Here is a 15,069-nt window from a genome sequence, read left to right on the forward strand (position 1 = left end):
CGTTCGCGGTGACCTGCGGTGAGTTACCCGCACCGGCGACGTTCATCACCACGTCACAGGTCCGACTTGACGCCAACCGGTGGGACAACGCCCCGCGGGGTGGCGTACTAGCGTGCAGGTCAGCCAGAGAACGGAGGGTCCATGCCGCTGTCGTACCCCGATCGCCCCCGGCGTACGCGAACGACCGTGCGGGCCCTGCTCGCCACGGTCGTCGCCGCCACCACCCTGGTCGGCTGCTCCGACAGCGACGGCCCGGCGGAGAGCGTGTCGGCCTTCCTGTCCGGTTGGCGGTCCGGGACGCTGCACTCCGTCGGGTTCCGCGACCCGACCGGGGCCAGGGTGCCGGCGGACCAGGTCATGGCGGAGATCAGGGCGCTCTCCGGCGAGCTGGCCGACCAGCCGCCGAAGCTGACCTCCTCCGGTGAGCCGAAGGTGACCGGCGACTCCGCCGAGGGGCGGATCCGGGTCACCTGGCAGCTGCCCGGCACGGTCGAGTGGAGCTACGAGCGGCCGATCCGGCTCGCCCGGGGTGGGGACGACGCCTGGCAGGTGATCTGGGAGCCGGCCCTGGTGCAGGAGCAGTTGCTGCGCGGCGACCGGCTGGCGGTCCGCCGGGTCGGCGCGCCGCGCGGCGGGGTGCTGGACGCGGCCGGCGCCCCGATCGTCGCGCCCCGGCCGGTGGTCCGGGTCGGGGTCCAGCCGGGCGAGGTCACCGACCCGGCGGCCCTGGTCCGCCAACTGGACGCCGCGTTCAAGGCGGTCCGCCCGGTGATCACCCCGCCGGTCGACCTCTCCGACCTGCCGAAACGGCTCGCCGACGCGAAACCGGAGGCGCGCGTCGAGGTGGTCACCCTCCGCGAGGAGGCGTACCGGCAGATCCGGGACCGCATCTACGACCTGCCCGGCACCAAGTTCGTCACCGAGCAGGCGGAGCTGGCCCCCACCCGCGAGTTCGCCCGTGCCCTGCTCGGCTCGGTCGACCCGGCCACCGCCGACGACCTGGCCGCCAAGCCCGGGGTGTACGCCGAGGGCGACCGGGTCGGCCACGGCGGCCTCCAGGGCCGCTACGACGAGCGGCTACGTGGCCGGCCCGGAGTCAGCGTCATCACCGAACGGAAGGGGCCGGAGGGCACCTGGGGACCGAGCGGCACCGAGGTGTTCCGGGCCGAACCGCAGGCCGGGCAGACGGTGAAGACCACCCTCGACCCGGCGGTACAGAACGCGGCCGACGCGGCCCTGCGCGGCGAGCGACGCCGGGCCGCCCTGGTCGCCGTACGGATCAGTGACGGCGTGGTGCTCGCCGCCGCCAACGGTCCCGGCCCGGCCGGCGAGAACCTCGCCTTCACCGCCCAGGTGCCCCCGGGCTCGACGTTCAAGATGGTCAGCACGCTCGGCCTGCTCGACCGGGACGCGGTCAGCCTGGACGGCCCGGTCGACTGCCCGAAGACGGTCACCGTGGACGGCCGGTCGTTCAAGAACTCCGACAACTTCGCCCTCGGCCGGGTGCCCTTCCGCACCGACTTCGCGAAGTCCTGCAACACCGCCTTCGCCGCGCTCGCCCCGAAGCTCGGCCCGGACGGCCTCGCCGAGACCGGCCGGACGCTCGGCCTGGAGGCGACCTGGAACCTCGGCGCGGACGTGTTCACCGGCAAGGTCTCCACGGGTGGCTCCGCCGCCGAGCGGGCCGCCGCCGCGTTCGGGCAGGGCACCACCCTGGTCAGCCCGGTCGCCATGGCCGCCGCCACCGCCGCCGTCGCCCGGGGCCGCTGGGAGCAGCCGAAACTGGTGCTGGACCCGGCTCCGGAGCAGAGCGCGCCGGCCGGTCCGCAGCTCCGTCCGGAGTCGGTCGACCCGCTGCGCACGATGATGCGCGAGGTGGTCACCGCCGGCACCGCCACCGCCCTGCGCGGCGTCCCGGGCGGCCCGGTGTACGGCAAGACCGGCACCGCCGAGTACGACGACAACCCGGCGAACACACACGCCTGGTTCGTCGGCTGGCAGGGCGACGTGGCGTTCGCCGTGTTCGTGGAGAAGGGCGGCGGCAGCACCGAGTCGGCCGTCCCGATCACCGCCCGTTTCCTCCGCGGCCTGTCCTGACCCCACCCGCAGCCGATCGTGGTGGGAAACGGCCCGTGGAGAGGCCGTTTCCCACCACGATCGGGTGGCGTGGGGCGGGCCGGTCAGGCGCGGTCGAGGTCCGGCAGTGCCTCGGTCAGCGGGCGCGACGGGTCGGCGTCGACACTCCGCTCGGGCTGCGGCGTCAGATCGTCGGCCGGCTCGATGTCGGCGACCGACCCGACGGCCTGTGCGGGCGGACGGGACGACAGGACCGGGCCGGACGGGGACGCCGGGCGGGGGGCGAGCAGGCGGGGGGCCACCGCGCCGGGCGCGGAGACCGGGGCCAGCCCGGCCACCAGAGTGTTGACGATCTCCGCGGCGTACGAGCCGTCCGGGTCGTAGTCGGGGTCGAAGACGGTGACCTCGAGGCCGAGGCAGTGCGGGGTGTCGACCAGCCCGGCGATCAGGATCTCCAGCTCGGCGAAGGCGATCCCGCCCGGGTCGGGGGCGTCCACCGCCGGCATCACCGCCGGGTCGAGCACGTCCACGTCCACGTGCACCCAGTAGCCGGCGCAGTCGACGAGCTGTTCGTGGGCCCACTGGGCGGTCCGGGCCGCGCCCTCGGCGCGCAGCGCCGGCACCGGCCGGTTCACGATGCCGGCGGCCTGGAGGTCGAGACGGTACTCGTCCTGGGCGCGGATGCCGAGCACCACCACGTCGATGTCCCGGAAGTACGGCCGGCGGCCCTCGATGGCGGCCAGGTCGGCCTGCCCCCGGCCGGTCACCAGGGCCAGGTCCTCCCCGGCGGCGGCCCCGACGTAGGAGGCGTTGCCGGGGTGCCGGAAGTCGGAGTGGCCGTCCACGAAGACCAGCCCGATCCGCCCGCCGACCGCCTCGCCGAGCCGGTGCATGGCCAGCGCCGAGCCGATCAGCACCGAGCAGTCCCCGCCGAGCACCACCGGGAACTCGCCCCGGTCGATGATGTCGCCGATCCGGCCGGCCAGCGCGGCAGAGTACTCGGAGATCTCCCGGGCGTGGCACACCCCGTCGCCGGGCCGCCAGTCCCCCGGGTCGTACCGGGGCGGGGTGAGGCAGCCGGCGTCGCGGGCCCGCAGCCGGGCGAGCAGGCCGTGGTCGCGGAGCGCGCCCGGGGCCTTCCCGCAGCCCGGGACGGAGGTGAGCGTGGGTGGGCGCAGACCGAGGTTGGTCGGCGCGTCGAGGACGGCGATCCGGCGCATCATGGGCTCCCGTCCTCGATGGTCGGGCGGGCCGGCCACCGCCGGCCCGCGCTGGCGTGTACGGGTGGGTCAGAACAGGGCGCTGGCCAGGGCTCGGCGGGCCTTGCCGACCGCCGGGTCGTCGGGGCCGGCGATGCTGAACAGCGAGACCAGGTGCTGGCGGGCCTTCTCCCGGTCGTCGCCGGCGGTCCGCCGGACCACCGCGACCAGTCGGGCGTACGCCGCCTCGGCCTGGCCGCTGAGCACCTCGATGTCGGCGGCCAGCAGTTGCGCCTCGACGTCGTCGGGGGTGGCGTCGGCGGTGGCGAGCGCGGCGGCCGGGTCGGCGCCGCCCACCCGGCGGGCCAGCCCCACCTGGGCCAGCCCCGCCTCGGCCGCGGCGTCCGCCGGGGTCTCGGCGAGGATCTTCCTGTACGCCGCCTCGGCCGCGTCCAGGTCGCCGCTCATCAGCGCGTCGTCGGCCTCGTCGAGCCGGGGGTCGCCGGGGGCCTCGACGGTGACCCCGCCGGCCTTGAGCACGGCCCCGATCCACTGCCGCAGGTGCGCCTCGGGCACCACGCCGGCGAACGCGTCGACCGGACGGCCGCCGACCACCGCGTACACCATCGGGATGCTCTGGATCTGGAACATCTGGGCCAGCCGGGGGTTGGCCTCGACGTCGACCTTGGCGAGCACCCAGGCCCCGCCGCCCTCGGCGGCGAGCTGCTCCAGCAGCGGGGAGAGCTGCTTGCACGGCTCGCACCACTCGGCCCAGAAGTCGATCACGACGGGGGTGGTGAGCGAGCGTTCCAGCACCTCGGCCTGGAAGGTCGCCTCGGTCACGTCGATCACCGCGACCCCGGTCCCCGGTGTGGCCGTCCCCGGCATCCCGGCCGGCGGACCGGCCTGGGTGGGTGCGGCGGATCGGGCGGGGGTGGGGGTGGACGGGCGCAGCGCGCTGAGGTCGACCGCGCCGCGGGTGAAGATCGACGAGGTGATCCGTGGGTCGCTCATGGTTATCTAGTCTCGCACGTGACCGGCCCAACTCAGATCAGCCGGCGTGCCGACACATGTGACTTCCACGGCTGGTCGAGGGCGGTGCGGCGGGGTGCCGGGCACCGCCCTCGACGGGCCGTGAGGACGGCTCAGAACCGGGCCGGCTCCCGGTACACGCCCCACTCGGCGCGCAGCGCGTCGCAGATCTCGCCGAGGGTCGCCTCGGCGCGGACCGCGTCGAGCATCGCCGGGATCATGTTCTCCCCGGTCCGGCTGACCGCCACCATGCGCGCCACCGCCGCCTCGACCGCCGCGTTGTCCCGGCCGGCCTTGCGCTCGGCGAGCACCCGGCGCTGCTCCAGCTCGACCTCGTGCGAGATGCGCAGGATCTCCAGTTCCTTGGCGACCGTACCGGTGTGGCAGTTCACCCCGACGATCTTCTTCTCGCCCTTTTCCAGGGCCTGCTGGTAGACGAAGGCCGCCTCGGCGATCTGACCGGTGAACCAGCCGTCCTCGATGCCGCGCAGGATGCCGGAGGTCATCGGGCCGATCTGGTGCGGGCCGTCCCCGCCCAACTGGCGGATCCGGGCGAAGATCTCCTCCGCCTCGGCCTCGATCTTGTCGGTGAGCGCCTCGACGTACCAGGAGCCGCCGAGCGGGTCGGCCACGTTGGTCACGCCGATCTCCTCCATCAGCACCTGCTGGGTGCGCAGGGCGATCTCGGCGGACTCGTCGGTGGGCAGCGCCAGGGTCTCGTCGAGGGCGTTGGTGTGCAGCGAGTTGGTGCCGCCGAGCACCGCGGCGAGCGCCTCGACCGCCGTCCGGACCACGTTGTTGACCGGCTGCTGGGCGGTCAGCGACACCCCGGCGGTCTGGGTGTGGAACCGCAGCCACATCGCCTTCTCGCTGGTCGCCCCGTAGACCTCCTTCAGCCAGCGGGCCCAGATCCGCCGGGCGGCCCGGAACTTGGCGATCTCCTCGAAGAAGTCGACGTGCGAGTCGAAGAAGAAGCTCAGCCCCGGCGCGAAGACGTTGACGTCCAACCCCCGGGAGAGTCCCAGTTCGACGTAGCCGAAGCCGTCGGCGAGGGTGAACGCCAGCTCCTGCGCGGCGGTCGAGCCGGCCTCCCGGATGTGGTAGCCGGAGACCGACAGCGGCTTGTAGCGCGGGATCTCGGCCGCGCAGTACTCCATCAGGTCGCCGATCAGGCGCAGGTGCGGCTCGGGGTCGAACAGCCACTCCTTCTGCGCGATGTACTCCTTGAAGATGTCGGTCTGCAGGGTGCCGTCGAGGGTGGTGATGTCCGCGCCCTGCCGCTCGGCGGCGACCAGGTACATGCAGAACACCGGCACCGCCGGACCGGAGATGGTCATGCTGGTGGTGACCCCGGCCAGGTCGATGCCGTCGAAGAGCGCCTCCATGTCGGTGGCGCTGTCGATGGCCACGCCGCAGTGGCCGACCTCGCCGAGCGACTGCGGGTCGTCGGAGTCCCGGCCCATCAGGGTGGGCATGTCGAACGCGACGGAGAGGCCACCACCGCCCGCGCCGAGGATCATCTTGTACCGCTCGTTGGTCTGCCGGGCGTTGCCGAAGCCGGCGAACTGCCGGATGGTCCAGGTCCGCCCCCGGTAGCCGGTGGGGTGCAACCCCCGGGTGTACGGGTACTCGCCCGGCCAGCCGATCCGCTCGAAGCCGGGCTGGTCGACCCCCTCCGGCGGCCCGTACACCGGCTCGACCTCCAGCCCGGAGAGCGTGGTGAAGTCGGCGTCGCGCTTGCGCGCGGCGTCGTAGCGGGCCTGCCAGCGGGCCCGTCCGGCAGCGATCTCGTCGGCGTTCATGCGTAGGGCTCCTCCTCGAGTCCTCGACTGCACGTCGAGTGTAGAGCCGATGCCTGAACGATCGCTAAGGAAACCCGTACCGGCGGGTAGCGGCTCGATCAGCGTTCGAGGTCGGCGAGGAGTTCGTCGGCCGCCGCGTACGGGTCGAGGGAGCCCTCGGCGACCTTGCCGGCGAGCGCCGCGAGGCCGGTACCGTCGCGCAGCGAACCGATCCGGGCACGGAGCGTGCCGAGCGCGATCGCCTCGATCTCGGCGGCGGCCCGCGCCTCCCGGCGGCGGCGCAGCTCGCCGTGCTCGACCAGCCAACCCCGGTGCTTGTCGATCGCGGCGGCGATGTCGTCGATGCCCTCGCCGCGCGCGGCGACCGACCGCACCACCTGCGGACGCCACTGGCCCGGCCCCCGCTCACCGAGGGCGATCATGCCGTTGATGTCGCGGACCGTGGCGTCCGCGCCGTCCCGGTCGGCCTTGTTGACCACGAAGACGTCGGCGATCTCCAGGATGCCGGCCTTCACCGCCTGGATCGCGTCGCCCATGCCCGGCGCGAGCAGCACCAGCGTGGTGTCGGCCAGCGAGGCCACCTCCACCTCGGCCTGCCCGACGCCGACCGTCTCCACCAGCACCACGTCGCAGCCCGCGCCCTCCAGCACCCGGACCGCCTGCGGGGTGGCCGCCGACAGCCCGCCCAGGTGCCCCCGGCTGGACATCGACCGGATGTAGACGCCGGGGTCGGTGGCGTGGTCCTGCATCCGGACCCGGTCACCGAGGATCGCCCCGCCGGTGAACGGGCTGGACGGGTCCACGGCCAGCACCCCGACCCGGTGCCCGCGCGCCCGCAGCGCCCGGACCAGCTCGTTCGTGGTGGTGGACTTGCCCACCCCGGGAGACCCGGTCAGGCCCACCACCTGGGCCTGACCGGCGTACGGGGCGAGGGCCGCCGCGACCTGCGGCAGCACCTCGTCACCGTTCTCGACCAGGGTGATCAGCCGGGCCACCGCGCGCGGGTCACCGGCGCGGGCCCGCTCCACCAGCAGCGGTACGTCCCGACTGCGCCGGATCGACGGCACCGCCGTGCCCGCCTCGCTCACTGCGCGTGCTCCCCCTCGGCCGGGACGTGGATGATCAGCGCGTCGCCCTGGCCGCCACCGCCGCAGAGCGCCGCCGCCCCGGTGCCACCGCCGCGCCGCTTCAGTTCCAGCGCGAGGGTGAGCACCAGCCGAGCCCCGGACATGCCGATCGGGTGGCCGAGCGCGATCGCCCCACCGTTCGGGTTGACGATCTCCGGGTCGACGCCGAGGTCCCGGGTCGACTGGATGCCCACCGCCGCGAACGCCTCGTTGATCTCGATGAGGTCCAGGTCCTCGATGCTCAGCCCGCCCTTCTTCAGGGCGTGCACGATCGCGTTCGACGGCTGCGAGTGCAGGGAGTTGTCCGGCCCGGCCACGTTGCCGTGCGCGCCGACCTCGGCCAGCCAGGTCAATCCCAGCTCCTTGGCCTTGGCCTTGCTCATCACCACCACGGCGGCGGCCCCGTCGGAGATCGGCGACGCGCTGCCGGCGGTGATCGTGCCGTCCTTCGCGAACGCCGGCCGCAGCTTGGCCAGCGACTCGACGGTGGTGTCCGGCCGGATGCCCTCGTCCTCGCTGATCACCAGCGGGTCGCCCTTGCGCTGCGGGATGATCACGGGGGTGATCTCGTCGGCGAAGTGGCCGTTCTTCTGCGCGGCGGCGGCCCGCTGGTGACTGGCGGCGGCGAAGGCGTCCTGCTCCGCGCGGGTGATGCCGTGCCGCGCCCCGTGCCGCTCGGTGGACTCGCCCATCGAGCAGCAGTCCCAGGCGTCGGTCAGCCCGTCCAGCGCCATGTGGTCCTTGACCGTCACGTCGCCGTACTTGTAGCCGGAGCGCTGACCGAGCAGCAGGTGCGGGGCGTTGGTCATCGACTCCATGCCGCCGGCCACCACGATGTCGAACTCGCCGGCCCGGATGAGCTGGTCGGCCAGGGCGATGGCGTCCAGCCCGGAGAGGCAGACCTTGTTGATGGTCAGCGCCGGGGTGGACATCGGGATGCCCGCCTCGACCGCCGCCTGCCGGGCCGGGATCTGCCCGGTGCCGGCCTGGAGCACCTGCCCCATGATCACGTACTGCACCTGCTCGGGGGACACCCCGGCGCGCTCCAGCGCGGCCTTGATCGCCACGCCGCCGAGCTTCGTCGCCGGGAGGTCCTTGAGGTTGCCGAGCAGGCGACCCATCGGGGTCCGCGCGCCGCTGACGATCACCGAAGCCATTGCCTGCCTCCGAGGGGGTGGGCGAACCTGTACGCCTTAACGAGTGTTCGGCCAGACTATCGCCATGGCTGAGAACTCCCCCGTCGAGCCCGCTGCGGACTACGTCACAGACATCGGCATCCGCCGAATCGACCACGTCGGCGTGGCGGTGGCCGACCTGGACGCGGCGATCGACTTCTACCGGCGCACCTTCGGGATGCGCTGCGTGCACACCGAGACCAACACCGAGCAGGGCGTCCGCGAGGCGATGCTGTCGGTCGGCCCGACCACCGAGGGCGGCTGCGTGCAGCTGCTCGCCCCGCTGACCCCGGAGTCCACGATCGCGAAGTTCCTGGACCGCAACGGGCCGGGGGTGCAGCAGGTCGCGTACACCGTGGTCGACATCGACCGGGCGTGCGCGGCGCTGCGGGAACGCGGCATGCGGCTGCTGTACGAGACCCCGCGCCGGGGCACCGCCGGCTCCCGGATCAACTTCGTCCACCCGAAGGACGCCGGCGGCGTCCTCGTCGAACTCGTCCAACCGGCCTGACGCCGGGCACCCGCGCCGCCCGGCCGGCGGACGGCGTCCGGAGCCTGTCCGGACGGCCCATTGCGATGTAACGAGATTGCCTTTCGACGGTCACCCGTCGGGCACCCAATCGATCGATACCCGCGGTGATGAAAAGGGTGGTACGCCGGCCGGTGTACCACCCTTTCCGCCCGCCCGGCGGGCCGCCCGCCGCCGCCGGGAAGCCGGCCGGGAGCTGCCAAGATCGGCGGCCGCCGGTCGTTCGGGCATGTCCGGAGTTGACCATGTAAAGAGGACGTGGAAAGCTGCGCCCCGCTCTTGCGAAGCACCCCGGGGCGTCTGCGAGTATGTGCCAATGCCCCAGCAGCAGTCCTCCCCTCTGGCGTTCTTCGATAACGCGAACTCTCAGCCCGATTTCACCGTTGGCCTGCGCGGATACAACGTCGGTCAGGTCGACGACTTCATCGGTCGGCTGACCGCCGCGCTGACCCAGTCCGAACAGGCCCGCGCCGAGGCCGAGCAGCGGATGAACGACGCGCAGCGCCGGTTGCGGCAGGCCGAGCAGCGCCTCGCGGCGCTGGAGCAGAAACTCGCCGAGACCAACAAGCAGCTCGAGGAGAACAACCGGCCGACCCTCTCCGGCCTCGGCACCCGGGTCGAGCAGATCCTGCGGCTCGCCGAGGAGCAGGCCAACGACCACCGCAACGAGGCCAAGCGCGAGTCCGAGGGCATCCTCTCCGCGGCCCGCCTGGAGGCCCGCGAGATCACCGACAAGGCGCGCGCCGAGGCGGCGGCGATGAAGGCCACCGCCGAGCGGGAGGCGGGCAGCGTCCGCACCACCGCCGAGCGGGAGGCCGCCGAGGTCCGGGTGCAGGCCCGCCGGGAGGCCGACACGCTGCGCGCCGACGCCGAGCGGGAGACCAAGCAGCTCCGTACGGTGACCGCGCACGAGGTGGCCGAGCTGAAGTCGACCGTGGAGCGGGAGGTCGCCACCCTGCGGGCGACCGCCGAACGGGAGATCACCCAGCAGCGGGCGAAGGCCGCCCGGGAGGCCGAGGAGAAGCGCGCCGAGGCGACCAAGCTGCTCACCGACGCCCGGGACAAGCGGGACAAGGACCTGCAGGCCCTGGAGCTTCAGCTCGCCGAACGCCGGGAGAAGGCCGAGCGCGAGGAGTCCGAGCGGCACGCCGCGCAGGTCGCCCAGACCCAGAAGCTGGTCGGCGAGGCCGAGCAGCGGGCCCGCGCCGCGCAGGAGCGCGCCAAGGAGATCGAGCAGCGGGCCGAGGCCCGGCGGGTCGAGTCCGAGCGCACCGCCGCCGACACGGTCGAGAAGGCCAAGGCGCTCGCCGAGAAGACGCTCAACGAGGCCAAGACCGAGGCGCAGCGCCTGCTCAACGAGGCGCGTACCGAGGCCGAGCTGACCACCCAGGCCGCCCGGCGCGAGGTCGAGGACCTCACCCGGCAGAAGGACGCCGTCACCTCCCAGCTCGGCCAGATGCTCTCCGGCCTGGCCGGGATCGTCCCGGGCGTGCCGCCGAAGGCCGAGCCGGCGGCTCCGGCGAAGGCCGAGCCGGCCGCTTCCCAGCCGGTGACCGCGGAGAAGTCCAACTGACGGCCCGCGCGTCGTACGGGGCATGAGAGTCGTCCGGCGGGGTGCCACCTGAAGAGGTGACACCCCGCCGTACGCTGTCGCCACCACCGACCACGAGCCCGCTCCGCGACGGGTGAATCAGGTCGCACCGACGCCGTGCGTATCGCCGCGACGGGGGCGGGGCCGTGTGAGGATGGGGGTATGTCGCACGGCGAGGAACTGTTCGCTCTCGGCGGGGACGTGACCACGGAGCCCAGCTTCGAGTCCGCCCTGCGGGGGTACGAGAAACGACAGGTCGACCGGTACGTTGCCCGTGCCGAACACGAGATCGCGGCGTTGACAGCCGAACGGGAACAGGCGTACACCCAGATCCACAAGCTGGCCGGCCAGGTGGAGGTGCTCCAGCGCGACCTGGCGCAGGTGCGCAAGCAGGTCGGCGTGGTGGACCGGGCCTCCTTCCGGCATCTGGGTCCCCGGGTGGAGCAGATCCTCAGCCTCGCCGAGGAGCAGGCCGACGACATCCTGGCCTCCGCCAACGAGGAGATCGAGGCGCGCCGCGCCGCCGCCGAGCACATCATCGAGGAAGCCCGCGGCCAGGCCGCGAAGGCACTGAAGGACTTCGAACTGGCCCTCGCCGCCCGGCGGTCCGAGGAGGAACGGCACAGCGCGGCCCGACGGGCCGAGGCGGAGGCCACCCTCCGGTCGGCCCGGGACGAGGCGGCCAAGCTGCGGGAGGCGGCGCAGGCCGCGCTGAACAAGGCCCAGCAGGAGGCCACCGAGCTGCGGGACGCCGCCAAGGAGATCCACCACCGCGCCCAGCAGGAGGCGACGAAGCTGCGCGAGGCGGCCCGGGAGGCGCACGCCAAGGCCCAGCAGGAGGCGGCCCAGTTGCGCGACGCCGCCAAGGAGGTGCACGCCAAGGCCCAGCAGGAGGCCAAACGCCTCACCGACCAGGCCACCGAGGCGGGCCGGGCCACCCACGCCAAGGCCCAGCAGGACGCCAAGAAGATCACCGATCAGGCCGGCGAGGCGGCCCGCGCCACCCGGGCGAAGGCCCAGCAGGAGGCCGACCAGCTCACCGCGCAGGCGACCGAGGCGGCCAAGCGCAACCGGGCCGAGACCGAGGCGTACGTGTCCCGGATGCGCGCCGAGACCGAGGCGTACGTCCAGCAGGCGCGGGCGCAGACCCAGCAGGAGCTGGGCGCCTGGCGGGCCGGGGTGGAGCAGGAGGTCACCAGCCAGCGGGAGGCGGCCGAACGGGAGCTGACCCAGCGCCGGGAGACCGCCGACCGGGAGTTCGCGGCACGACGCGCCGAGTTGGAGCAGCAGCACACCAGCCGGCAGGAGACCCTGGAGCGGGAGTACACCGCCCGGCGGGACGAGATCGAGCAGGGGGCCGCCGCGATCCGGCAGGCCGCCGAGCAGGACGCCGCCACCCTGCGCCGGACCACCGAGGAGGAGGTCCTGGCGCTGCGCCGGGACACCGAGCAGGAGACCTCGACGCTGCGCCGGGAGACCGAGGAGCAGGTCGCGCAGTTGCTGCGGCAGGCCGAGGCGGACGCCACCGAGAAGCGCCGCAAGGCCGACGAGCACGTGGCGGCGTCCCGGCGGCAGTTCGAGGAGTACGCCGCGACCACCCAGCAGCACCTGGCGACGACCCAGCAGCACCTGGCCGCCACCCAGCAGGAGGTCGCCGCCGGCCGGCAGCAGTTGGCCCAGGTGATGCTGGAGATCGCCCAGGCTCAGCAGGAGCTGGCCGACCTGCGGCAGGAGACCTGGAAGTCGCGGCAGGAGTCGGACGACCTCCAGCGCACCCTGACGGAGATCCGCCAGCAGCTCGGCACCGAGCAGACCCGGCTGGCCGAGACCGACGCCTCGGTCCGGCAGGCCGGCGAGTCGGCGGCCCGCGCCCAGGCCGAGGCGCGCCGGGCGGCGGAGGTGGCCGGCGACGGCGGTCCCGACAAGCCACGTACCCGGCCGGTGGCCGAGCCGGTCACCACCCTGGACGGGGCCAGCGCCGGGGCCGGGGTGGAGGGTGAACCGACCGTGGCGGCGATGCCCGGTGCGGGTGGCCGGGGAGCCACCCCGACGAAGATCACCAGTACCGGGGAGGGCGGCAAACGGCCGACCAAACCGACCACGGACGAGCGCAGCGCCAAACCCGCCAAGGTGAAGGTCGAATCCGAGTAGTCGATACTCTTCGTATGCGGCAGATGACCCGGGCCCGGCTCGCGGCGGTGGCGACCGTCGTGGCCGGGCTCCTCAGTGTGACCGCCTGCGCCGCCGACGGCACGTCCGAGCGGACCCGGCCGTCCCCGACCGGCACGGCCGGATCGGCTCCCGACGATACGGCCGGGCCGCCGTCCGCCGGCGGGTCCGGGCCGGCGCCGACGACGGATCCGGGGTTCGCCGCCCTCGAGGACCGGTTCGGCGCACGGCTGGGCGTCCACGCCGTCGACACCGGTTCCGGCGCGACGGTCGGGCACCGGGCCGACGAGCGTTTCGCGTACGCCTCCACGTTCAAGGCCCTGCTCGCCGGAGCCCTGCTGGACGCCACCACGACCGCCGAGCTCGACCGCGTGGTCCGGTACACCCGGGCCGACCTGGTGGCGCACTCGCCGGTCACCGGGCGGCACGTGGCGGACGGGATGTCGCTGCGGGACCTCGCCGACGCGGCGGTGCGCTACAGCGACAACACCGCCGCCAACCTGCTGCTGAAGCAGCTCGGCGGACCGGCCGGCTTCGCGGGGCACCTGCGGGCCATCGGTGACACGACGACGAAGCCGGCCCGGACGGAGACCGACCTGAACGAGGCCACCCCCAGTGACGAGCGGGACACCAGCACCCCCCGGGCGCTCGCCACCGACCTGCGGGCGTACGTGCTCGGTGACGCGCTCGACGCCGGGGACCGGGCGGTGCTGACCGGTTGGCTCCGGGGCAACACCACCGGCGACAAGCTGATCCGGGCCGGCGTCCCGGCCGGCTGGACGGTCGGCGACAAGACCGGCTCGGGCGGCTACGGCACCCGCAACGACATCGCCGTGCTCTGGCCGCCCGACGGCGCGCCCATCGTGCTGGCGGTCATGTCGAGCCGGGACGCCAAGGACGCGAAGCACGACGACGCCCTGATCGCAGCGGCGGCGCAGGTCACCGTGGCCGCCCTCCGCCGCTGACGGGGCCGACGGGGTCCCTCCCCGGTGACGGTCAGCGGAGAGAACTCCTCCTCCGTCAGGCCCTCGTAGCCGGCCACCCGGTGGCCTGGGCCACATCAGCGCATCAACCACAACCGGGGGATCAGCCGGCGCGGTCAGTCGACGGACGGGCCGGGCACCGGGCGGTCGGCGAAGGAGGCCACCGTCCGGTCGGCGTACGCGCTGACGTCCCCGGTCTCCATCGGGCCGTCCCAGGTGGTCGGCAGGGGCACCGGGACGGCCGGGTTCACCCGCCGCACCACCTCGTCGAGGACGGTCTCCGCGTCGCCGACCCAGAGGTGTTTCGCCCCGGGCACCCCGACCACCTCGGCCTGCGGCACCGCCGCGAACCGTTCCCGGGCCTCGTCCGGGCGCAGGTAGTCGTCGAACTCGGGGACCAGCGCGGTGAGCGGCTTGCCGTTGCGCGCCCAGACCGCCAGGTCGTCGGGGTTGGAGTAGCGCAGTGGCGGGGACAGCAGGATGGCCCCGGCGACGGCCGGGTCGCAGCCGTACCTCAGGGTCAGGTCGGTGCCGAAGGACCAGCCGAGCAGCCAGATGTCCGGCAGTTCGGCGAACTCGGCGTACTCGATGGCGGCGGCGACGTCGTACCGCTCGCCGACCGCGTTGTCGAACTCCCCGCCGCTGGTGCCCCGCACGCTGCTGGTGCCCCGGGTGTTGAACCGCAGCACCGCCAGGTCGGCCAGGGCCGGCAGCCGCCAGGCCGCCTTGCGGAGCACGTGGCTGTCCATCATCCCGCCGTGCGTGGGCAGCGGGTGCAGGCAGACCAGCGTGGCGACCGGCTCCCGGTCGAGCGGGCGGGCCAGCTCACCCACCAGGGTCAGACCGTCGGCGGTGTGCAGTTCGATGTCCTCGCGGCGACCGGGCAGGATCGAGGAGGCACGGATCGGGGTGCTCACCCCTCCAGTGTCCCGCCTGACCGGCCGGTACGCCGGCTCGGCCCGGCACAAGGGTGACGCAGATCGCCGCCGGCACCGCACCAGCCCGAGCCGGCACCGCGGGTCGCCGCCGGGCACCGCCCCCGAGCGGGGTCAGCCGTGTCGGGGGGCGCCGCGCCCGCGCTGTACCACCGGCCCCCGTCGGTCCCGGGCCCGCCAGCAGCCGTTGTGCCAGTGCCGGCGGTCGGTCAGGTCGCCCCGCCCGTCCGCCGGCCAGGCCACCAGGTGCGGCACCCCGGGGCGGATCTCCTGGTCGCAGCCGGGGCAGCGGTACGTCTTGGCCGACGCTCCCCCGCTGATGCCGCGTACCTGCCACTCGCCGTCCCGCCACTGCTCGACCGTGGGCAGGCCGTACCGGGACCGGTCCGGGTCGAACTGGGCGGGCTCATCGCGGCGGGGTCGGTTGCGACGGGGGCTCACGCTTTCCAGC

At 73.8% G+C, this 15,069-nt stretch carries 12 protein-coding genes; 5 read left to right on the forward strand and 7 right to left on the reverse strand.

Annotated features, from left to right (window positions below; all coding sequences use genetic code 11):
• Positions 1–141: 141 nt before the first annotated feature.
• Entirely contained in the window at positions 142–2,097 is a 1,956-nt protein-coding gene (locus PVK37_RS00435) for a penicillin-binding transpeptidase domain-containing protein (protein WP_275031676.1), read from the forward strand.
• 83 nt (positions 2,098–2,180) lie between these two features.
• On the opposite strand, the gene PVK37_RS00440 is transcribed toward PVK37_RS00435, so the two are convergent.
• From PVK37_RS00440 to PVK37_RS00460, 5 genes are all read right to left on the reverse strand, one after another.
• A complete protein-coding gene (locus PVK37_RS00440) occupies positions 2,181–3,299 on the reverse strand; it encodes an arginase family protein (protein ID WP_341483411.1) in 1,119 nt (372 codons plus the stop codon).
• 66 nt (positions 3,300–3,365) lie between these two features.
• On the reverse strand, positions 3,366–4,289 hold the full coding sequence (locus PVK37_RS00445) for a tetratricopeptide repeat protein (protein WP_275031677.1): 924 nt from the start codon (positions 4,287–4,289) through the stop codon (positions 3,366–3,368).
• Between the two features lie 131 nt (positions 4,290–4,420).
• Complete coding sequence (icmA, locus tag PVK37_RS00450) at positions 4,421–6,109, reverse strand: coenzyme B12-dependent isobutyryl-CoA mutase large subunit (protein ID WP_275031678.1); 1,689 nt, start codon at positions 6,107–6,109, stop codon at positions 4,421–4,423.
• 98 nt (positions 6,110–6,207) lie between these two features.
• On the reverse strand, positions 6,208–7,197 hold the full coding sequence (gene meaB / locus PVK37_RS00455) for a methylmalonyl Co-A mutase-associated GTPase MeaB (protein ID WP_275031679.1): 990 nt from the start codon (positions 7,195–7,197) through the stop codon (positions 6,208–6,210).
• Complete coding sequence (locus PVK37_RS00460) at positions 7,194–8,393, reverse strand: acetyl-CoA C-acetyltransferase (RefSeq protein WP_275031680.1); 1,200 nt, start codon at positions 8,391–8,393, stop codon at positions 7,194–7,196. The genes meaB and PVK37_RS00460 overlap by 4 nt, the downstream gene beginning before the upstream one ends.
• A 64-nt stretch (positions 8,394–8,457) precedes the next feature.
• On the opposite strand from PVK37_RS00460, the gene mce reads away from it, so the two are divergent.
• From mce to bla, 4 genes are all read left to right on the forward strand, one after another.
• Positions 8,458–8,922 (forward strand): methylmalonyl-CoA epimerase, encoded by a 465-nt coding sequence (mce, locus tag PVK37_RS00465; RefSeq protein WP_275031681.1) that lies wholly within the window; start codon positions 8,458–8,460, stop codon positions 8,920–8,922.
• Between the two features lie 334 nt (positions 8,923–9,256).
• Positions 9,257–10,513 carry a coiled-coil domain-containing protein gene (locus PVK37_RS00470; protein ID WP_275031682.1) on the forward strand — a complete coding sequence of 419 codons (1,257 nt, stop codon included), beginning with the start codon at positions 9,257–9,259 and terminating at the stop codon, positions 10,511–10,513.
• A gap of 180 nt (positions 10,514–10,693) precedes the next feature.
• The gene (locus tag PVK37_RS00475) at positions 10,694–12,682 is read left to right on the forward strand and encodes a coiled-coil domain-containing protein (RefSeq protein WP_275031683.1); all 1,989 of its coding nucleotides are present in this window, start codon (positions 10,694–10,696) and stop codon (positions 12,680–12,682) included.
• A gap of 14 nt (positions 12,683–12,696) precedes the next feature.
• Positions 12,697–13,665, forward strand: a complete 969-nt coding sequence (gene bla / locus PVK37_RS00480) for a class A beta-lactamase (RefSeq protein WP_275031684.1) — start codon at positions 12,697–12,699, stop codon at positions 13,663–13,665.
• Positions 13,666–13,799: 134 nt separating this feature from the next.
• Here bla and PVK37_RS00485 read toward each other — a convergent pair whose 3' ends face one another.
• Complete coding sequence (locus PVK37_RS00485; protein ID WP_275031685.1) at positions 13,800–14,600, reverse strand: alpha/beta hydrolase; 801 nt, start codon at positions 14,598–14,600, stop codon at positions 13,800–13,802.
• A gap of 132 nt (positions 14,601–14,732) precedes the next feature.
• Entirely contained in the window at positions 14,733–15,059 is a 327-nt protein-coding gene (locus tag PVK37_RS00490; RefSeq protein ID WP_423790977.1) for a hypothetical protein, read from the reverse strand.
• Positions 15,060–15,069: the final 10 nt, after the last annotated feature.

Source organism: Micromonospora cathayae, from assembly GCF_028993575.1.
Classification (GTDB): Bacteria; Actinomycetota; Actinomycetes; order Mycobacteriales; family Micromonosporaceae; genus Micromonospora; species Micromonospora cathayae.